The organism is Pelagicoccus albus, from assembly GCF_014230145.1.
Lineage (GTDB): Bacteria > Verrucomicrobiota > Verrucomicrobiia > Opitutales > Opitutaceae > Pelagicoccus > Pelagicoccus albus.
Window position 1 is genome coordinate 606,493 of sequence record NZ_JACHVC010000006.1, and the last position, 19,667, is coordinate 626,159.

16 protein-coding genes are annotated in these 19,667 nt (G+C 50.6%); 8 read left to right on the forward strand and 8 right to left on the reverse strand.

All coding sequences use genetic code 11. The annotated features are described in order from the left end of the window. The first annotated feature begins 108 nt into the window (after window positions 1-108). Window positions 109-1,290, forward strand: a complete 1,182-nt coding sequence (locus H5P27_RS06015; protein WP_185659466.1) for an aldo/keto reductase — start codon at window positions 109-111, stop codon at window positions 1,288-1,290. 46 nt (window positions 1,291-1,336) lie between these two features. Here H5P27_RS06015 and H5P27_RS06020 read toward each other — a convergent pair whose 3' ends face one another. Together H5P27_RS06020 and H5P27_RS06025 are read right to left on the reverse strand one after the other, a co-directional pair. After that, a complete protein-coding gene (locus H5P27_RS06020; RefSeq protein WP_185659467.1) occupies window positions 1,337-5,131 on the reverse strand; it encodes a hybrid sensor histidine kinase/response regulator in 3,795 nt (1,264 codons plus the stop codon). Between the two features lie 253 nt (window positions 5,132-5,384). Continuing rightward, window positions 5,385-6,332 carry a GlxA family transcriptional regulator gene (locus H5P27_RS06025; protein ID WP_185659468.1) on the reverse strand — a complete coding sequence of 316 codons (948 nt, stop codon included), beginning with the start codon at window positions 6,330-6,332 and terminating at the stop codon, window positions 5,385-5,387. Window positions 6,333-6,439: 107 nt separating this feature from the next. On the opposite strand from H5P27_RS06025, the gene H5P27_RS06030 reads away from it, so the two are divergent. Continuing rightward, a complete protein-coding gene (locus H5P27_RS06030; protein WP_185659469.1) occupies window positions 6,440-6,742 on the forward strand; it encodes a hypothetical protein in 303 nt (100 codons plus the stop codon). A gap of 43 nt (window positions 6,743-6,785) precedes the next feature. On the opposite strand, the gene ahpF is transcribed toward H5P27_RS06030, so the two are convergent. Beyond that, window positions 6,786-8,357 carry an alkyl hydroperoxide reductase subunit F gene (ahpF, locus tag H5P27_RS06035; protein ID WP_185659470.1) on the reverse strand — a complete coding sequence of 524 codons (1,572 nt, stop codon included), beginning with the start codon at window positions 8,355-8,357 and terminating at the stop codon, window positions 6,786-6,788. Between the two features lie 121 nt (window positions 8,358-8,478). After that, the gene (ahpC, locus tag H5P27_RS06040; RefSeq protein WP_185659471.1) at window positions 8,479-9,042 is read right to left on the reverse strand and encodes an alkyl hydroperoxide reductase subunit C; all 564 of its coding nucleotides are present in this window, start codon (window positions 9,040-9,042) and stop codon (window positions 8,479-8,481) included. A 142-nt stretch (window positions 9,043-9,184) separates the two neighbouring features. On the opposite strand from ahpC, the gene H5P27_RS06045 reads away from it, so the two are divergent. Both H5P27_RS06045 and H5P27_RS06050 read left to right on the forward strand, forming a co-directional pair. After that, a complete protein-coding gene (locus tag H5P27_RS06045) occupies window positions 9,185-10,072 on the forward strand; it encodes a LysR family transcriptional regulator (RefSeq protein WP_185659472.1) in 888 nt (295 codons plus the stop codon). 174 nt (window positions 10,073-10,246) lie between these two features. Beyond that, the gene (locus H5P27_RS06050) at window positions 10,247-11,182 is read left to right on the forward strand and encodes an RluA family pseudouridine synthase (RefSeq protein ID WP_281384229.1); all 936 of its coding nucleotides are present in this window, start codon (window positions 10,247-10,249) and stop codon (window positions 11,180-11,182) included. Window positions 11,183-11,189: 7 nt separating this feature from the next. On the opposite strand, the gene H5P27_RS06055 is transcribed toward H5P27_RS06050, so the two are convergent. Beyond that, window positions 11,190-11,507: an ArsR/SmtB family transcription factor gene (locus H5P27_RS06055; RefSeq protein WP_221774621.1), complete on the reverse strand. Its 318-nt coding sequence runs from the start codon at window positions 11,505-11,507 to the stop codon at window positions 11,190-11,192. Window positions 11,508-11,595: 88 nt separating this feature from the next. On the opposite strand from H5P27_RS06055, the gene H5P27_RS06060 reads away from it, so the two are divergent. Genes H5P27_RS06060 through H5P27_RS06075 form a run of 4 tightly spaced genes read left to right on the forward strand, consistent with a single transcriptional unit; the run spans window position 11,596 to window position 16,631 of the window. Next, a complete protein-coding gene (locus H5P27_RS06060; RefSeq protein WP_185659474.1) occupies window positions 11,596-11,799 on the forward strand; it encodes a YgaP family membrane protein in 204 nt (67 codons plus the stop codon). Window positions 11,800-11,820: 21 nt separating this feature from the next. After that, a complete protein-coding gene (locus H5P27_RS06065; RefSeq protein ID WP_185659475.1) occupies window positions 11,821-14,445 on the forward strand; it encodes an efflux RND transporter permease subunit in 2,625 nt (874 codons plus the stop codon). Window positions 14,446-14,462: 17 nt separating this feature from the next. After that, window positions 14,463-15,251, forward strand: coding sequence for an outer membrane lipoprotein-sorting protein (locus H5P27_RS06070; protein ID WP_185659476.1), 789 nt, complete (start codon window positions 14,463-14,465; stop codon window positions 15,249-15,251). Between the two features lie 12 nt (window positions 15,252-15,263). After that, window positions 15,264-16,631, forward strand: a complete 1,368-nt coding sequence (locus tag H5P27_RS06075; protein WP_185659477.1) for a hypothetical protein — start codon at window positions 15,264-15,266, stop codon at window positions 16,629-16,631. 33 nt (window positions 16,632-16,664) lie between these two features. Here the strand turns inward: H5P27_RS06075 and H5P27_RS06080 are convergent, their stop codons facing one another. The 3 genes from H5P27_RS06080 to H5P27_RS06090 form a co-directional block, all read right to left on the reverse strand. After that, entirely contained in the window at window positions 16,665-16,847 is a 183-nt protein-coding gene (locus H5P27_RS06080; RefSeq protein ID WP_185659643.1) for a hypothetical protein, read from the reverse strand. Window positions 16,848-16,878: 31 nt separating this feature from the next. Further along, a complete protein-coding gene (locus H5P27_RS06085) occupies window positions 16,879-17,778 on the reverse strand; it encodes a hypothetical protein (RefSeq protein ID WP_185659478.1) in 900 nt (299 codons plus the stop codon). A 118-nt stretch (window positions 17,779-17,896) separates the two neighbouring features. Continuing rightward, window positions 17,897-19,660, reverse strand: coding sequence for a glycoside hydrolase family 2 TIM barrel-domain containing protein (locus H5P27_RS06090; RefSeq protein WP_221774622.1), 1,764 nt, complete (start codon window positions 19,658-19,660; stop codon window positions 17,897-17,899). Between the last annotated feature and the right edge of the window lie 7 nt (window positions 19,661-19,667).

Consider the following 19,667-nt stretch of genomic DNA (forward strand, 5'->3'; position numbering starts at 1 on the left):
TCGTTACACGGCATCGAGCTTGTCGCGAAACTATTCTTGCGAAGCGTGTCGCGATCAAACGATTTTTGGTTGGCCTAGATCCGCAAATTCAGATCAAACCTAAGGGGTATGGAATACCGCAGATACGGACGCACCGAGATCAATATGCCAGTTATCACCTGTGGCGGAATGCGCTTTCAGCAAAGTTGGAGCGACATGCCGTTGGATAAAATCAAACCAGGAGGGCAGGCCAATTTGGAGGCGGCAATTCGCTTCTCCTTGGAAATGGGGGCGAATCATATCGAAACGGCACGTGGCTATGGTACCTCGGATATGCAGTTGGGCCAAGTTCTCCCGTCCTTTAATCGAGACGAGTTGATTGTGCAGACCAAGGTTTGTCCAGAGGAGGATCCAAAGCTGTTTCTTGAGAATTTCGAAAAATCTCTAGCGTATTTAAAACTAGACTACGTCGATCTCTTTTCAATTCACGGAATCAACGACGCGTCATTGTTAGACATAACCATGCGCGACGGAGGCTGTATGGAAGTCGCTCAAAAGCTCAAAGAGCAAGGTCGAGTTCGACATATTGGCTTCTCGACGCACGCCAGCAACGAAGTCATATGCCAAGCTAATGCCAGCAACCTGTTCGATTACGTTAATTTGCATTGGTATTTTGTGAACGAGTTGAATTGGGAGGCGGTTGAAATCGCTCACAAAAACGACATGGGCGTTTTTATCATTAGTCCAAATGACAAGGGAGGTAAGCTTTATGCCCCCCCTGAAAAGCTTACTGAACTGTGCGGGGATTTACATCCGATGCAGTGGAATGCACTTTTCTGCCTTTCCCGCCCAGAGGTGCACACTCTGAGCATGGGTATCAGTTGTCCTCAGGATTTTGATACACATTTGGAAATGCTTGAACATTACGAAAATGCTCAAGCCGTGATGGCTCCAATCGAAGTTAAGCTTCGCGCTGAAATGGAAAAGGCTTTGGGCAAAGAATGGTGTTCTGGATGGTGGAAGGGGATTCCTGAATGGGAAGAGCTTCCCAACGGTGTGAATGTGAAAGAAATCCTCAGACTGTTCACCTACGCCAAATCTTTAGATTTAGTTGATTGGGGCAAGATGCGTTACAATTTATTAGGGGCTGCGGGACACTGGTTCCCCGGGCAGAAGGTTAGCGACTATGACAAATCACAGATGCGCGAGAAACTGAGCGAAAGTCCTTTTGTCGACCAAATTCCAGATATCCTAACGGAAGCTCATGCATTGTTCAATGAGGGCCAGCTGAAGCGACTCAGCGAAAGTTGAATCTAGGGTCGCCACAACATAGCTGATACTTTGTGGCCCGTCGAAATCAGGAGGCCGAATAGGAAATGAATTTTCCTAGAGCCTCCATTACCGCTTCACGGGAAGTGGGCTTTCGGATGTATCCGTCGAAACCATACTTCATTATGTCTTCCTGCTCGCTGCTACTTGCGTAGGCGGTATATGCGAGAATGGGCATGCCTGGGAATTTGGTTTTGAGGATTTGGGTGGCGTCTTTTCCGTCCAGGATAGGCATTTTAATATCCATCAATACGAAATCGATTGGCCGGTCGGAAGTCTCGCAGATTTCGATCGCCTGTGCACCTGTTCGCGCTCTCACAAGTTCGATTGGCTGGTCGATTAGTATCTTTTCAATGAGGGTAAAATTCGAATCCTCGTCCTCTGCGACCAAGAGAAGGGGGTGCGTTTCTGCTGGGGGCTGAGTTAACAATTGTGGCTTCGGTTCATCCTCTTGCACTCTATTTTCGTTGCTTCCCTCGACCTGGGATTTGTGAAGAGGGAGCCAGAAGGTGAAGGTTGAACCCACACCTTCTTCCGACTTGACGGTGATCCCTCCACCTAGGCGGGTGACTAGGTTTTGGGTAATTGCAAGGCCCAGTCCTGTGCCTCGATAGAATTGCGAGGGGTCCTCTTCGATTTTTCTAAATGGATTCCAAATCGTAGGAAGGTTCCTTTTGCTAATCCCGATTCCGGTGTCTTCGACTTCAAAAACGACCCGATTTTCATTTTGATCAACCTGGAATTTCACTGAAACATATCCTTTGGATGTGAACTTCAGAGCATTGTTAACGAGATTCGTTATTATCTGGTTTAATCTATTACGGTCAGTGTAAATCTCAAAAGGACCTGTATTTACATTTTCTGACATTTTGAACTCAAAGTCTTCGCTTAGGTGGTCGGGTAACTGCGTCCTGAACATCTTGTCCATGTCGCGAAGCATCGTAGGAAGGTCGAAATAGTCTGGCCGGATGCGAAGCTGCCCGGCTTCGATGAGTGATATATCTAAAATGTCGTCGACCAAGTTATTCAGTGAAGAACAGTTTGATTTGATCAGTTTGGCATATTCCTGTCGGTTTTCATCGCTCTCTTGCGGGATACAAATCAGCTCTGAAAACCCGACGATGGCATTCATGGGTGTACGAATCTCGTGGGACATGTTTGCCAAGAAGGACGACTTCAGATGGTCCGATTCTTCCGCCTTTCTTTTGGCCATCTTGAGTTCATGGGTTCTCGCTTCGACTTTTTCCTCCAGGGTGTAGCGATGTGCTGAGAGTTCGTCGCTCTTGATCGCCAATTGGGTATTTGCCTCTTCCAAATCTAAAGTCCGCTCTTTCACGAGGCGCTCGAGCTCGAGTTTGTTACGTCTTTGTCGCCTAGTCAGGTATATGAACAAAGCGATGAGGATGAATATTATTAAGAGGATCGCCGCTATCCTGAATAATGGTTTTTCCCAAAATGGAGGCAGAATCTTGATTTCCACTGCGATTCCTCCACCTGTCCATTCTTCGGAAGGTACCCGTCCTTCTACGATAAATTGGTAGGTTCCGGGAGGAAGCGCAGTATAAGACATGTAGTTACGCCTTCCACTGTAAACCCATTCTTTATCCAAGCCCTCAAGGCGGTAGCGAAATTCGTTTTGTCCCAGAACACTATAGTCAGTGAGGGCGAAGGAGAAGGTTAAGTAGTTTTTGTTGTAGGGAAGGGTGAGCTCATTGCCAGTGTAGTTTTTCCTTTGTATAATATTATCGAATACGGAAACCGACGAAAGAATGATGTTCTTTTCCCTGTTCGTCGATTGGATCTCTAGCGGATCGAATTCGTTGAATCCACCATTCCCTCCGGCATAGATCTTACCTGTTTTTGCTTGATATAGGGCATTTGGTTCAAATGCATCTCCTTGGATTCCTTGTTTTGTACCGAAATTCTTAAGGTAGTTGTTTTTTGGATTAAACTGTATGATTCCGCGGTTCGTTGTGAGCCAAAGGTAGCCCCGGGTGTCTTCGGCTATTCCGAAAATCGAGTCGTTTCGTGAGTCGATCTCATTTTTAAAGTGCTTGAATCTGCCACTTTTCTCGTCGAATTGGTTCAGGCCATCTAACCGTGTGCCAATCCAAATCGAGCCTTCGGAATCTTCGTATATTGAACGAATGCGGTTTCCGCTGATAGAGGGAGCAGACGCATCCGATGACTGGTATCGCTTCAATGTTTGTTTACTGGGATCGTATAGGAATAGTCCGTCGTGATGAGATCCCACGTAAAGCAGCCCCGAGCTGGATTCGTACAGGACTTTAATCTCTGTATTCGAATCGGTGGAGATATCGATTCCGTCAAGCGTTGGAAAGTGCTCGAACTTGCCGGTGGAAGGGTCGAATAGTTCAAGACCGGAGAACGTAGCCACGTACAATTTCCCGGCAGGGGCTTGAGCTATATCTCGTACGACCATCGTCTCGTAGTTTAGGAACTCTCCCGAGGTTTTATCGAAGCGACTTAGGCCCTTTTCTGTTCCTAACCAGAGTATGCCGGACTCGTCTTCGAAGAGCGCCTCGACTCGGCTGTCCGCGAGGCTGCTTGGATCTCCTGGTATCTCAGTGTAATTTGAGAAAGTTTTTTCCGTTGGATCAAATGCGTTCAACCCGCCTCGTTTTGTGCCGATCCAAACTGTTCCATCTCTGTCTTCCAGTATCGAAAGGACATGTTTGCCAGTCATGCTTTCTGAAGCCGAGAGGTCGCCAGTCCAGCGAGTGAAGGTCTCAATCAAGGGGTCGTAGATTGATATGCCTTCGTATTTTGTTCCGATCCAGATGAGACCATTTCTGTCTTCGTAGATTTCTCTTATGTGATTGCTCTGGATACTCGATTTATTGCTAGGATCTTGTTTTGCGACTAGAATGGAATTGTCGCTTGGATCCAAAATTCGAATACCATCGAAGAAAGTCCCGATCCACAAGAATCCCCGCTGGTCCTTCAGTAGGCAGCTTATATTCGTGTCGTCGGTGGCTTCTGCATTGGAAGTTAATGGGATCTCCTCAAATGTCCCTTCTGTCGGACTGAATTTGGAAAGGCCATTCAGGTGCCCGAACCAAAAGTTCCCTTCGTTGTCCTCTGCGATTCCGAATACGATGCGGGGCAATTGGTCGGCCAAATTGCCAAGTATTATATCCGGGGATGTGAAGGTGTTTTTTAGTTCATCAAAAATGAATACACCGATCGACGATGTGAGCCAAATCCTGCCAGTGGTATCTTGGTAGACCGACTCGCCATTTAAGGAATAGGCGTCATGGAATTGATCTTCGAAGGCCACCAATGCCGGAGCCAAGGTGTCCGAACTGGGGTTCTGTAGATAGACGGCCGATTGTGTGGTGATCCAGATGCGGCCTTTTTTATCCTCAAAGATATCTCTCACCGATGGAGAGCCGGAAAGCCCCTCTGGGAGGATCAGCTCGACATTATCAATCTCGTTTGTGTCCTCTAGGTAGCAATTCAAGCCCTCTTCGGTGCCTACCCAAAGTCTACCTTCTCGGTCGAATAGAAGGGCGTTGATATAGTTGCTTGACGGGCCGAATGGATTACCGGGCTCTCGGAGGAAGGTCTTATATTCAGAACCGTTGTAGCTCGCAAACCCGCCACCTTCTGTCCCTATCCAGATGACTCCGCTATCATTTTGAGCGATTGCTCTAACGGTGTCCGTGGGCAACCCGTCCGAACGGCTAAGTTGCTTGAAGGAGAGTGTTTGCGGGAGATCCTTTTCTGCTGAGTTTCCATAAGACCAAATTAGCAAAAAAACGATTAGTAATGGGAATTTGAGTTTTTGCGCAATTTGCATCTCGGCTATGATCTCGCTCCAGATTTCTCAGCGTTGCGGGAGTGGAGAGTCCGCATTTGATCGACGCTAGCGAGTTCGAAACCATAACAGCGAGCTGTCTCGTTTCAATCTCGGGTTGCATTCTTTTTTACGTTTATCGTTCCAAGCTCCTCATTGACTGTTAGTTATACGGAGGCCGATAGGGAGAAGACCTGTGAGTGGGGACCGTTTGTTCGGCTTTTACGGCAAACGGTGACTGCTTGGCTAAATTGGATTAAGCCACTGTGGTTGTGCTGCGTCTTATGCTCTGAGGGGAGAGATTGAAGGCTCGTATGAAAGCGCGTCTCATTCGTTCCAGATCCCGGAATCCGGTGATTTCCGCTATGTCGGCCATCGATTCGCTTGGAAATGTCTCTACTCTTATTCTGGCCGCTTCGACCCTCAACTGCTCGATCGCTTTGGCTGGCGTTTGGCCAGTCTCGCTTTTGAAAACACGAGCGAATTGACGCGGGCTCAGGCAGGCGTGTTCTGCGAGAGATTCGATACTCAGGTCATCTTGTAGGTTTTCTCTGGCATAGGTGAGCGCCCGTCCGATTCGTTCAGATTGAGAGTCCACTTCGAGCAGAGCTGAATATTGAGACTGTCCTCCCGGACGGCGGTGAAAGACCACCAGGTCCTGAGCTACTTTTTTGGATACAGGGTCTCCGAAATCATTTCCGATGAGGGCAAGCGCTAGGTCTATTCCAGCGGTAATTCCGGCCGAAGACCAAAAATTGCCGTCCCTTATAAAAATCTTATCGGGGTCGACATTTACGGTTGGGTGTTTCCGCTGTAGCTCGGTTGCAAACCTCCAGTGCGTGGTCAGCTTCCTGCCGTCCGCTAGCCCGGTAGCGGCCAATAGGTACGCACCTGTGCATATGCTGGCAACGCGTCGTGCCTTACCGCCAGCAGTCCTTAGAAGCTCTAGGCTTTGTTCGCAAGAGCAGACGGAGGCGATTGCGTCGCTGCCGACGATAAAAAGCGTGTCGTTTTCTATGGAGTCAATCTTCTCTGAATGGATCGCGACTCCGCTTGAGCTCGCTATTTGCCCGCCATCTTTGGAAACGACGCGAAGCTGATAGGCCTCTGCTCCGTGGTACCTTTTTGCAATTTCGAAAGCGGCGAGGGGACCGGATAGATCGAGTAACTGGAAATCCGGGAAAATGAAGAAGGAGACATTCATGGCAGAAAAGGAGGGATTCCTGTCATTGTAGTCACTGTCGCTTGCTGCTATATTGCAAACTGTTTCCAGCGGACGGATACGCCAAGCACTTCTCCGCCTTTTCTGCAATGAACATCAAGCAATCGCTTCTTCTCTCCCTCATTCCCGTTTGCGTCTCCTTTGGGGAGGTTCAGATGTATGGTGAGGCACCTTGTCGGGTTAGCGTGGACACGGGTACCGTCGAACTGCGAGTTGGTGCCAGTAGTTTCAGCGTCGGGGTGGAGCGACTAGGAGTGCTGGAGAACCGTGTCCTCTGGGAGGTGCAGTTCACGGCAGATTTTGGCAGCCAAGATAAAGTGCATGAGTTTTCATTTCATGCGACTATCGACTTAGTAAGATACTTGTCCGCCCTTGGCGTAGAGGGCTCGTAGAATAAAAAAGGCTCGCCGTCTCGGGCGAGCCTTCAGGTGGAAACTACTTTTGTGGCGTAGCGGATTTTAGAAGGTATTCAAATGCGGACAATCCCGCTTTTGCCCCTTCTCCCATGGAGACTACTATCTGCTTGTATGGAACGGTCGTTACGTCTCCGGCGGCGAAAATACCCGCCTGATCGGTTTCGCAACGAGTGTTGACCACGATTTCTCCGAAACGGTTGGTCTCAACGGTGTCCTTGGCAAATCCGCTGTTCGGAGCCAGACCGATTTGAACGAACACTCCGTCTGTCTTGTGAAGTGTGACTTCGCCTGTTTCGCGATTTTTCAAGTTCATACCCGTGACTGATTTTCCGTCCGATACGATGCTTTCGGTCGCGGTTCCAGTAATGATGGATGCGTTCTGGGTGGCTTCCAGCTGCTCGACTAGAACTTGGTCGGCTTTTAGCGTATCCAGAAATTCCACCACTGTGACAGACTTCACGATGCCTGCGAGGTCGAGTGCTGCTTCGACTCCGGAATTACCGCCACCCACGACCACTACGTCCTTGCCCTTGAAGAAAGGACCGTCGCAGTGAGGACAGTAGGCAACGCCTTGCCCCACGTTTTCTTTCTCGCCCGGCACGCCCAGTTCTCTCCATTTCGCTCCGGTAGCGAGGATGACAGTTTTGCTGGAAATGGTTTCCTTGCTGTTGAGGGTGAGCGTCCAGTTTGAGGAATCTTTCGCGATCGAATCGACGCGAACTTCCTCGCGGATTTTTACGGGATAGGACTCTATGTGAGCTCGCAGGTTTTTGGCGAGTTCCGGTCCGGTTGTCTTGGTAGTCCCGATCAGGTTTTCGATACCCATCGTGTCGGTGACTTGTCCGCCAAATTTTTCGGCCAATACGAGGACGTTTAGCCCCTTTCTCGCTGTGTAAATGGCGGCTGCAGATGCGGCTGGACCACCACCTACCACGGTCACGTCGTAAAGAGTCTCGTCAGCGACTACCTCCACTGGCGCGACGGTGATGTGATCAGAGAGCTTGTCCAATATTTGGCTCGCGGTAATCTGTCCGTTGGAGAACGGCTTGCGGTTGAGGAAAACGGCGGGGACTCCCTGCACGTTTCGTTCTTCCGCAAACGACTTGTGGCAAGCTCCGTCGATCATCTCGCAGGATATCAGCGGGTTGATGATCGCGAACTGGTTAAGTGTCTGGACGACGTCGGGACAATTGTGGCAATCGAGCGATACGATCACTTCGAAGCTGAGCTCGGTGTCGATGGCCGCTACTTGGCGGATGACGGATTCGTCCAGCTTTACGGGGATGCCGCCCGACTGCAGGTAAGCGAGAACGAAGGAATTAAACTCGTGTCCGCCGGGGATCCCCGAGAAGCGGATTCCGGTTGGGTTGTTGTCAGCCTGGATTTCGAAAGTCAGGCCCTCGCGTACATTGAATCCAGTGTCGCTGTATATGAAGTCGACCTTATCGGATGTGGCAGAAACCTGACGAAGCATATCGATGAGTTCGGGACGCTTAGAGTGGTTTCCATCGAAAAGTTTAAGCTGCACCGAGCGGGTTAATTTCTCGGAGTAGGCCTTGAGGGTTTGGGTGATTTGTGGAGAGAGATTCATATCTTAAAATGAAATGGGTCTTCAGTCTACGGAAGCCCTAAAACTGAAGCAATGATGGTGACCGAAAAAAATCCCCCTCGCTTGGAGGCGAAGGGGACTGTGTCTAAAGTGTTTCGATGGCTTAGATTTTGCCGACGAGGTCGAGACTTGGAGTCAAGGTCTCTTCACCTGGCTGCCATTTAGCAGGGCAAACCTGACCGTCGTTGGCTGCAACGTACTGTGCGGCCTTCACCTTGCGAACGAGGTCGGCAGCCGAGCGGCCGATACCGAGATCGTGAATTTCCGCGACCTTGATCAATCCCTCAGGATTTACAACGAAGGTTCCACGGAGGGCGAGGCCTTCTTCTTCGATCATCACGTCGAAGCCGCGGGCGAGCACGCCAGTAGGGTCTCCAAGCATCGGGAACTTGATCTTGTTGATAGTCTCGGAAGAGTCGTGCCAAGCCTTGTGAACGAAGTGCGTGTCTGTGGAGACTGAGTATACTTCTACGCCTGCGGCCTGGAGTTCCTCGTAGTGGTCGGCCAAGTCGCCGAGCTCAGTTGGGCACACGAAAGTGAAGTCCGCTGGGTAAAAGCAGAAGACTGCCCACTTGCCCTTCAAGTCCTCTGAAGAGACTTCGATAAACTCGCCGTTATGGAAAGCCTGTACTTTGAATTCTGGGATGCTGGTATTGATTTTTGCCATAATTTGATTGGGAGAGGTGAAGCCTCTCAATTGGTTTGTCACGACGTTTCCGCCGTGGGGTTGGATCTTACGGGGCTTAAAGTACCAGACATCGAAAGATAGTTGAAATATATAATAGATATGGTTTCGATAAATCCAGTTTATGGAACTGCAGCAACTTCGCTATTTCACCTCCGTAGCCCGGCATCGCAATTTCACGCGAGCGGCTGAGGAGTGCCGTGTTTCCCAGCCTGCCCTGAGCATCCAGATCAAAAAATTGGAAGGGGAGCTGGGCGGTCCCTTGTTTCATAGGCAGGGGAGAACGATCGTTTTGACCAACGTCGGCAAACGACTGGAATCCAAAGCGGAGTCTTTGCTTCTAATGCACCAGAGTACCATCGAGGAACTCAAAGACACGGTTGCCTCTGGGGGAGAGGCCCATTTTGGGGCGACCCTCACCATCGCTCCTTACTTGATCCCTTTCATCGTCAGCCACGCGGAAAAGGAGGATATCCCTCCGTTTCAGATGCAGGAGAATTTTACCGAAGGGCTGTTGGCGAGCATCGTCGATGGTAGCCTCGATTTCGCTTTGATGTCCACGCCGGTCGATGTGCCGAAGTTGCTGGTTAAAATAGTCGGCCGGGAGCCTTTCGTCTTGGTCATGCCTTCCGACCATCGCTTGGCAAAGCTGAAGAAGATTTTGCCAAAGGATTTGCGAGATGAGCCCTTTTTGCCGCTCAGCCAGATTCATTGCGCAGGGCGGCAGATCAGCGAGTTCTACGAAAAGACCAAGGCCCGTCCCAAGGCTCGTTTCGAGAGCGCTCAGATCGACACTATCTTGAAGCTTGTCATGCAGGGGCAGGGAGTCTCCCTGCTGCCTAAGATGGCATTGCTGGGCGACTTGGATGCTTCTTTGTGCTATCGCGAGATTTCGGGAGTAGACCTAGGGCGTGAGATTTCGATGGTGCACCATCCTGACCGCTATCTCAGCGATTCGGTACGGAAATTGATGGCGCTCATCGAGGACGGCCTGAACAGCTTCGTTGGCTGAAACGAGTTGCTTGGTTTGAGTGGGTGATTCGGCAAGCGATCCGCGCCATTCCGCTAAGGTTCGCCCATCTTTCGTGTTGATGAAATTCCTTAAGCGGCGCAGCTTCCAAGAATCGAAGAGGGAAACAAAAGCCAAGCGAACCAGGTTCAACCGGAGAGATTCGTCGCAGCAGAGCTGGATGGGGCTCGTCTGGACAAAACGGTGAAGAACCACTTTCAATTGCCATGGGGTAAGGCCCGGTCGTGGATCGACACTGGGAAGGTCTTCATCGACGGAAATTGCGTCACGGATCAAGGGCAACCGGTCCGAGCGGGCCAACGTATCGAACTAAGGATGAGTGCCCCGAAAAAACGTCCGGCGCCTCGGATGTCCCCGAAATCGATCATCTATTTCGATGAAGAGCTTGTTGTTGTAAACAAGGCGGCTGGAGTCATGTCCGTACCGCATCCCGAGAGCGAGGAAGTCGATACCTTGGATCGGTTGACCTTGGAGTACTTGCGATACGTGGATCCGAAGGCCCGCAGCAACCGTTCGAGTCTAGGGGTCGTTCATCGGATTGATAAGGATACGAGTGGGTTGCTGGTTTTTGCCCGCAGTTACCCGGCACAGAAGGCACTTTCGGAGCAATTCCGTGCTCACAGCATCGAACGACGCTATTTGGCTCTAGTGCATGGATACCCAAAATCGCAGACTATTCAGACTCGCATCGCGCGGGACGCCGGCGAAGGCATTCGTGGATCTGTGCCAGAGGGGACTACCAATGCCATGGGAGAAGAGTTTGGGCGTGAAGCGATCACTCACGTCGAAGTCCTTGAGAAGCTGGAGGGCGCTAGCTTGGTGGCCTGTCGTATCGAAACGGGACGCACACATCAGATTCGCATCCACCTCAGTGAACTTGGCCATCCAATCATTGGCGATAAGGTTTACAGCCGTGGGTTCGAAGGTGAGCTCATCCCCGCCGGCCGAACAATGCTGCATGCGGAGCAGCTAGGTTTCCTTCACCCAAGGACGGGCGAGTCCTTGAAGTGGACTGAACAGCCTTCCAAGGATTTCCAGCGAATCTACAAAGGCCTGAAGCTAAGAAAGTTAGCCTGTTCGGGCAAAGCCTAGAAAAGGTCTAATCCTCGCAGTAGAGGGTCCTCAAAGTCGATATGAGGGTCGCTATCTCGGGAGAGTCTAGATGGTAGTAGATCGTCTGCTGGTCTCTCCGAGTGGAAACTAGCTTTTGCTCGCGAAGCTTGGCGAGATGCTGCGAAAGGGCGGACTGGCTGAGCTCTACTTCCTTGCAAAGATCGGTCACGCAGACTTCCCCTTCGCCGAGTCTGCACAAGATTGCGAGTCGCTTAGGGTTGGCCATCGCTTTTAGTGTATCTACTGCCTCTAATAGGGAGGCTAACTGTTTGGGGTCTGGCATGGCGTTTTCCACAATCTGCATATGTTGAGTTTGAATCTGCTCAACATAATTTAGCAAGAATTAAAATTAGAACTTGCTAAATTAGAAAATACTAACTTAAAACAAGGCCATGAACATTGATCGTATCGTACTGGCATTTGCGGGGCTTATGGTCCTCACCGGCGTTTCACTTGGAATTTGGGTCAACCAATATTGGTTCATCCTTCCTGCTTTTGTGGGTTTGAACATGGCGCAGGCTGCCTTCACAGGTTTCTGCCCGCTGGCCATCATCCTCAAAAAACTCGGCAAAAAGCCCGGGCCCGCCTTTAAATAAAACACACTCTGTCCGGATCCGATGAAGCACCTGGTTCTTGATTTTGCAATAAAGCGTCCGAAGAGCGTCTTCGCTGTATCGATCGGTCTAGCCGCCATCATGTTGGCTTTGGTTGTCTGGCCTTCGGTATATCCTGAACGCAGTTTTGGGTTAAACGCGGTCCAAGTGGACACGGATCCGGAAAACATGCTGCCAGCCGATGAGCCGGCACGTGTGACGCACAACCGCTTGAAGGAGGAGTTTGGTCTCAAGGACATGCTCGTAGTGGGAGTGACCGCCGACCAGGAAGAGAATGGTGTCTTCAATCCGAGAACCCTCAAAGACGTAGACACGCTAGTCTCTGCGGGGGAGAACATGTATTGGGAAAAGGGGGACGGCCATATTGGCGTTATACGGGCTGATATTATTGCTCCCTCGACCGTGGATACCATTGAGCAAGCTGGGCTTGGGTCGGTCAGTTTTCGTTGGATGATGCCCGAGCCTCCTACGACGGATGCGGATGCGTTAGCCATCGCGAAGGCTGCCGCGAATCTTCCCATGTACGATGGTTCTATGGTTTCAGAGGATCAAAAGGCTTTGGCTCTTTATTTTCCCCTCACTGAAAAGGGAGCATCCTACAAGGTCGCTACCGAGCTAAAGAAGGTCATCGCTGAGTTTGATGGAGAGGACAGCTACTATATCGCAGGTTTGCCTGTTGCTCAGGATCAATTTGGCAAGGAGATGTTTGTGCAGATGGCGATATCTGCCCCTGCTGCCATGGCCTTGATTTTCGTTTTGATGTGGCTGTTTTTCAGAAACTTGAAGCTGATCGTTTCGCCCATGATCGTGGCCATGCTGGCGGTCATCATTTCCATGGGCCTCTTGGTCGCGACAGGCAACACGATCCACATCATGAGCTCCATGATTCCGATCTTCATTATGCCGATCGCAGTTTTGGATGCGGTTCACATTTTATCGGATTTCTTTGACAAGTATCCAATCCACCATGACCGGAAACGGACCATTCGCGAGGTAATGGCTGAATTGTGGAGCCCAATGCTCTTCACCTCCATCACCACTAGCGTTGGTTTTGCTTCGCTGGCTCTTACTCCCATTCCGCCGGTTCAGACTTTTGGTATTTTCGTAGCGGTAGGCACTTTCCTCGCTTGGTTTTTTACAGTGCTTTTGATGCCTGCCTACATCATGCTCTTGCCGTCCGGATCTCTGGAAGGATTTGGCTCGAGCGAAGCCAAGGCGGATAACGAAGAAGGTTGGATGTCGTCTATGCTTAGAGCTAGCGGCCGCATCGCGTTTGGCCGGGCAAAGCTTATACTGTTGGCCGCCGTTGGTTTGATCGTCTTTTCAGCATTCGGTATCTCGAAAATCGTAATCAATGATAACCCGGTCAAATGGTTTGAAGCGAAGCACGAGATCCGAGTCGCGGACGAAGTCATGAACGAACGTTTGGCGGGCACCTACATGGCTTACCTCGCTTTTGAGGCACCCGCTTTGGACGCAAAGAGTTTTGGCGCTCCGATTGAAGCTGCCGCAACGGATTTGCCAGCCGAGAGCAGGCAGGAACTTGCCGATAAACTATCAGCAATCGATTACGGCTCGTTTGACGAAAAGGCTTTTCTCGCTCTGCAGGATTGGGTTGTCGATTCGCAAGATAATGCTGAGTCCGATGCACTGTGGGATGCTTGGGACAAAGTCGTGATCTCCATGGAGGATGCCTGGGCGGCGGGCGCGTACTTCAAGAACCCTGCAGCCCTACGAGAGTTGGAAACTATGGAAGCCTTCATTTTGAAGCAGGATCACGTAGGGAAGGTTGTTGGTTTGCCAGAGGTGGCTAAAACTTTGCATCGCGAACTATTTGAGGGAGACCCAGAGCGTTACCGCATCCAAGATACGGCAAGTGGAGTCGCCCAAAGTTTGATGACCTACGAGAGCAGCCATCGCCCTCAAGATCTTTGGCATTTTGTCACCCCTGATTATCGTAAGGTCGTTTTGTGGATACAATTGAGCAGCGGCGATAATCGCGACATGAGCCACCTCGTAACGAACGTGGACAAGTACTTGTCGGAGTCCGAATTTGGAAGCGAGGTCAAGGCTGAATGGTTCGGCCTGACTTACATCAACGTCATTTGGCAGGAACAAATGGTAGCCGGTATGATGAACGCTTTCTTGGGCAGCTTTGTCACTGTATTGATCCTGATGATACTGCTTTTCCGTTCCTTCTGGTGGGGCGTCCTCTCAATGGTGCCTTTGGCCCTTACAATCGCGGTCATGTATGGAATCATCGGCTGGATTGGAAAAGCCTACGACATGCCTGTAGCAGTGCTATCTTCATTGAGCCTTGGGTTGGCGGTCGATTACGCGATTCACTTTATCGCGAGATCTCGGGAATCCTTCCACAAGCACGGAAACTGGAGCGATGCTATGGCGGAAGCGTTTGGAGATCCGGCTCGCGCTATTACCCGAAATATCATCGTAATCGGTTTGGGTTTCTCACCCTTGCTGCTTGCTCCATTAGTACCGTATCAGACGGTCGGCATCCTCATCTCTTCAATTCTTATCTTGGCTGGATTGACTACATTGATTCTTTTGCCAGCCTTGATTAGTGTCATCCCTTGGATCGGAAAATCCAAGAATGTCGTTAAAAATTAATTACAGGAACACTCAGTATGAAATTAGTAAAATTTGCATGGATAGGCTTGGTCGCTTCACTCTTGGCCAGTTCGGTGAATGCGATCGAAGTGGACGAGATTGTCGAAAAGGCCAGTCGGGCTGCTTACTATCAAGGTAAGGATGGAAAAGCGAAATTGAGCATGACGATAACCGATGCTCAAGGACGCGAACGCCAGAGAGAGCTTACTATACTCCGTCGCAACGATGATGGAGACACCGGTAAACAAAAGTTCTTTGTCTACTTCGAGCGTCCCAGCGACGTGAAAGGAACCACGTTCCTCGTTTGGAAAAATCCAGGCGCGGATGACGAGCGCTGGTTATACTTGCCCGCTTTGGACCTTGTTAAAAGAATCGCTGCTTCGGATGACCGTACTAGTTTCGTGGGCTCGCATTACTTCTATGAGGACGTTTCGGGACGTGACCCTGCTATGGACGAGCATAAGCTTGTTGAAGAAACAGCCGATTATTACGTGCTTGAGTCTACTCCCAAAGACAAGTCGACCGCGGAATTTGCCTCCTACAAGTCTTGGGTGCACAAGGCCACTTTCTTGGCAGTTAAGACGGAGTACCTGGGAGAAGATGGTGAAGCGTACAGAGTTTATGAAGCCCTGGACGTTAAAGAAGTCGATGGTTATTACACGGTAGTGGCGGGTCGCATGACCGACACGCGTATTGGAGGGTACACTACAATAATTAATAAAGGCGTGGAATATGATATCGATCTGGAGGAGAGTTTGTTCGAAGAGAGAAGCTTACGTAATCCTCCTCGTCGTCAGCTTCGTTAGCTTATCGTTTAGATGAAAGCCGTGATCCGCACTCTTTTTGCAATCTCGTCCTTTGCTGCTGCACACTTTGCTTTGGCAGGAGACCCGCCTCCGCTTCCAGGAGGTCTGGGCGGTCTGCCGAGTGGTTTGCCGTCTCTTCCATCTGGACTTGGCGGTAGCGAATCCAAAGGGTTTGGTGAAGAGGAGGAGCAGATCTCTTGGCTGAGTGAATTGAATGGTTTTGCCGAGGTTCGCTTAGGCTATCGAGCGGGTGGCGCAACTGGCTACTCTGAGGAAAGCCTAGCTGAAGCGCGTGTTCAGATTCGCACCGAAAAAGCCCTTGGTGCGGCACTACTCGATGTTTCTTTTGACCTGCTGGCCGATGGAGCCGTCAGCGATCATGGATACGATTGGGAAACTGGCCGAGGCGTATTAGATGTCCGTTCTCTGAACTTATCTTTCAGTCCGCTTGACTCTGTGGATGTAAAGCTCGGAAGGCAGGTGGCTACCTGGGGAGTGGGGGATCTCGTCTTCATCAATGACCTTTTCCCTAAGGACTGGAATTCCTTTTTCCTAGGGCGAGATGTGGAGTATCTCAAGGCCCCGCAAGACTCCGTGCGTCTCGCGTTTTACAACGATATTGCCAATGTAGAATTACTCTACTCTCCACGCTTCGAGTCGGATCGCTACATAGACGGAGACCGGCTCGCGTATTGGGATACAATGTCGGGAGGATTGACCGAAGAGTCGTCTCCATTCGCGGTGCAGTCTCCTGGCGATGCCTTTAGCGCCGATGAACTGCATTTGCGCGCACAACGCATGTTGGGACGCTACGAATTGGCTGCGTATGGATACAACGGATACTGGAAGAGCCCAGCGGGGATGGATTACATGACTGGAGAATCCATTTTTCCGGAACTCAACGTGTTTGGAGCTTCTGTGCGTGGACCTCTCGGCAAAGGCTTGGTCAGCTCCGAGTTTGGCTTCTATGATAGCGCGGAGGATCCGACCGGGTCGGATCCCTTTGTGCGCAATGACGAATTTCGGTTTTTGCTTGGGTATGAGCAAGAGATCGGCAACGAACTGACTGGTAGTGTCCAATATTATGTGGAGCGTACCAGAGATTATGCAGCTAGCTCTGCGATTGCAGATAGGGATCGCGATCTTGTTACGGTGCGACTCACTAAACGACTATGGCAGCAGACGCTGACTTTGAGCGGATTTGCGTTTTACAGCCCGTCCCAGAATGATCACTACGCGAGGCTTTCCGCAAGCTGGAATGCGAGTGACGAGTGGCGTTGGGATGTGGGAGCCAACCTTTTTGGGGGTGACTATAGCAGCTTTTTCGGCCAGTTCGGAGGAAACGATAATATTTACCTCAGCCTAAGGCGTATCTTCTAGCCCAAGGAAATGTGTCAGTCGCAAACTAGGGGTTCAGTCGCTTTGCCTGTTGTGAAAAATAGTTCCGACAGCGACACCAATTGAGGCGCCGATAGCGATACCGACAGCTATGATGCCGAGTGCTGTACCAATCGCGACGCCTACACCCGTGCCGATTGCGATGCAAATTCCCAAGTTTAACTCCGAGGGCTTATTCTTACGAACTTTACTTTTCATTTTGTGGGGGAGTGATCGTCTGGAAGTATAACTACCGACCGGCCTGCTCAATATTCTTTTTTGGAATCCAACCCTCGCCGCTCTGATTCGAGCAGAGTAGCCAATCCCCGTATTCCAAGATTTGGTTCACAATCTCTCCGGTTGAAGCGTTAAGTTCTCTAGCGTCGTAATCTAGGAGGGCAAAAGCGAACTGACTGGTGGTTTCTCGGTAAAACCAGTCTCTGGGAAAATAGCCCTTGGTGCCGTCCTGTGCGGTACCTGAGAACCAGGCCGAGTTGTTTGGGTCAATCTCCTTGAAGATAACCTTCTCGCCTTTCTTTACCTGGGGAAATTCAGAAAAGGAAGCTTTGTGATCTTCTATAACCTTATAACGTTTTGAGGGTAGGGTGTTGGCTAAGCTGAAGGCGGAGTTTAGGTATCTCAGCGAAACTTCGCTTTGATTTGTACCGGTCAGACGCATTCCGGGTAACCAGATTATATCACTGAAACTTCCTGCAATACCTATCGAAATCTGCGCATCTGGCATTGGCTTCTCTTTGGTTTCTGAATGGCTCAGCTCGATTAAGAAGGGGACTTCAGGCCTGCACATCCAAACCGTTTGACGTTTCATTGTCTCCATCGAAATCGGATGAAGGAGCATACCCCACCGAGCGAAGTATTTAACCGCTTCATCCAATTCATCAGTAATGTAGCCGAAGTGATGTAGACCAGGGCCTCGTTTGGCCATGGTCCTAGAATAAGGTCCGACTCCTGTCGCTTCGATCAAAAGTAGCTTGGTCCCCATGCGATCAGAGAGCTCAATGTATTGTTCTCTAGTGCCTTCTGATTCAAAGCTCTCTATTGGAAATCGCGTCAAAGAGCTCGGAAGCGAATCCGCGGTAACTTCTACCGAGTCGGTGAGAATTGCGATATGATCGAGGTAAAGTTGCATAGGACGGCTAACTTGCTGACTACAGAGTTTCGATTTTACTCATAGGATTTATGGTAGCGGTGGAAAATGCAGGTGGGGCAGTTTAATTTTGATACTATAAATGGCGAGGCTGCAGCTTCTACCGATTTTCGTACTCTTCGCTCTTTTTCTCGTAATATCTTTTCACTACATCGAAGGCTTGTTTCTGGGCTCCCTGGTCCCCGATTAGCCCTTTCCGATTCCAGCCGTCCTGTATGCCGTGCAGGGCGCGGCGAGGGGAGCGGAAGTCGACGAGTATCCATGGACTCATTCCGCTTAGGCCTTCGATCCGTTCCAACATCGGCAGCGTCTCTTCGTAGAGCCAAGCTTGGTATTCCTCCGTGAAACGTGTGGTCTTTGGACCATGGAAGCCTGAAAGCGCCCCGCCTCCGAATTCGCTTATGAAAACAGGCTTTTCGGATAGGATCTTCCATTTTACGTCGGTGAGCTGATCAGGAGTGGCAGGCCCGTACCAACCTTGGTATTGGTTAAAGCTGACTATGTCGGTGAATGCGCCGAAAGGGTCATTCATCACAGTATAACCCGGGTATTGGGGGTCGCCGTGGACTTCGAGTGCGGCGGAAATCAGGCGAGTGTCATCAAGCTCCCTAGCTTGATCGACTAAGGTCCTTAGGAAGCGAGTACGTTGTTCGGATGGTGGCGTTTCATTTGCTACCGACCAGACTATGACGCTGGCTCGGTTTTTATCTCGCTCGATTAGCTCGGTAAGTTGCTGGCGGGCGTTAGCAAGCGTGTCGGCGTTTTCCCAGTCGATGGTCCAGTAGACTGGGATTTCCTCCCAGAGCAGAATGCCCATTTCGTCCGCGAGTCGTGCCATATGCTCATTGTGCGGGTAATGGGCTAGTCTGGCGAAATTGCAGCCCAGCTCTTTAGCCCAAGCTAGTAATAGGCGGGCATCTTCCTCGATCGCAGCCCGTCCGCCGCGGAGTGGGTTCTCCTCGTGTATACAAATGCCACGCAGGAAAATAGGCTGGCCGTTGAGGAGGATCTCACGGCCTCGCGTTTCGATTGAACGAAACCCAATACGTGGCTTCAGGTGCTCGGAGCCTACTTTCAGCCCGACGCTGTAGAGGCGAGGTTTGTCTGGTGTCCAGCGTTCTAGATTTGAAGGGCTGAAACGGGCAGTGGCGAATCCGTCTTGATCAGTCTGCAGAACCGTTTCGATGTTCAGCTCAGGAATGGAAACGCTAACTTCCTGCTGGGGTTGAGAGCCGTCCAAATCGATGCTGAATTCGAGATCGTCGGATGTGCTGGACGCCAGTTGGATCGAATAGTCAGCGATGTAGGTTTCGGGGAGTTCCAGCAGACGAACTTCGCGGGTAATTCCGCCGTAATTCCACCAGTCTGTGTTCACGGTGGGGACGCCTTCTTTCAGGCGCTTGTTGTTGACGCGAATGACTAAGGTATTGGAGCCTTCGTGCAGTCGATTGGTGACATCGAATTGAAAGGGTGTGAAACCGCCTATGTGGCGGCCAAGTTTACGGCTATTGAGGTAGACATCGGTTTCGTAGTTAGCCCCTCCAAAATGCAGTAAAAAGCGTTTACCAGCACGGTCTGTTGGGGCTTCAAACGTTTTCTGGTACCAGACCGTTCCTTCGTAATAGAAGAGCTCCGGCTTTTGGCTGTTCCAGTCTGCAGGGACGTTCAGGGAATGCGCATCCACGAAAGAATACTCGATGAGTTCCGACGCGTTTTCCTCCGTCCACTTTCGGTCTTGGGCATAGCCTCCCGCGACAGGGTCCATCCTATCGAATGCCCGTAGGCGATAGTCGAAGAAACCATTGTCGTAAGGGTCGACGATGTAGGCCCATTTACCGTTCAGGCTTAAACCTTCCCGTTGCAAAGGATCG

Excerpts from the sequence above, each read along its gene's own strand:
- H5P27_RS06015 (WP_185659466.1), top strand. The coding sequence starts at position 109 with ATGGAATACCGCAGATACGGACGCACCGAGATCAATATGCCAGTTATC.
- H5P27_RS06020 (WP_185659467.1), bottom strand. The coding sequence starts at position 5,131 with ATGCAAATTGCGCAAAAACTCAAATTCCCATTACTAATCGTTTTTTTG.
- H5P27_RS06025 (WP_185659468.1), bottom strand. The coding sequence starts at position 6,332 with ATGAATGTCTCCTTCTTCATTTTCCCGGATTTCCAGTTACTCGATCTA.
- H5P27_RS06030 (WP_185659469.1), top strand. The coding sequence starts at position 6,440 with ATGAACATCAAGCAATCGCTTCTTCTCTCCCTCATTCCCGTTTGCGTC.
- ahpF (WP_185659470.1), bottom strand. The coding sequence starts at position 8,357 with ATGAATCTCTCTCCACAAATCACCCAAACCCTCAAGGCCTACTCCGAG.
- ahpC (WP_185659471.1), bottom strand. The coding sequence starts at position 9,042 with ATGGCAAAAATCAATACCAGCATCCCAGAATTCAAAGTACAGGCTTTC.
- H5P27_RS06045 (WP_185659472.1), top strand. The coding sequence starts at position 9,185 with ATGGAACTGCAGCAACTTCGCTATTTCACCTCCGTAGCCCGGCATCGC.
- H5P27_RS06055 (WP_221774621.1), bottom strand. The coding sequence starts at position 11,507 with ATGCAGATTGTGGAAAACGCCATGCCAGACCCCAAACAGTTAGCCTCC.
- H5P27_RS06060 (WP_185659474.1), top strand. The coding sequence starts at position 11,596 with ATGAACATTGATCGTATCGTACTGGCATTTGCGGGGCTTATGGTCCTC.
- H5P27_RS06065 (WP_185659475.1), top strand. The coding sequence starts at position 11,821 with ATGAAGCACCTGGTTCTTGATTTTGCAATAAAGCGTCCGAAGAGCGTC.
- H5P27_RS06070 (WP_185659476.1), top strand. The coding sequence starts at position 14,463 with ATGAAATTAGTAAAATTTGCATGGATAGGCTTGGTCGCTTCACTCTTG.
- H5P27_RS06075 (WP_185659477.1), top strand. The coding sequence starts at position 15,264 with ATGAAAGCCGTGATCCGCACTCTTTTTGCAATCTCGTCCTTTGCTGCT.
- H5P27_RS06080 (WP_185659643.1), bottom strand. The coding sequence starts at position 16,847 with ATGAAAAGTAAAGTTCGTAAGAATAAGCCCTCGGAGTTAAACTTGGGA.
- H5P27_RS06085 (WP_185659478.1), bottom strand. The coding sequence starts at position 17,778 with ATGCAACTTTACCTCGATCATATCGCAATTCTCACCGACTCGGTAGAA.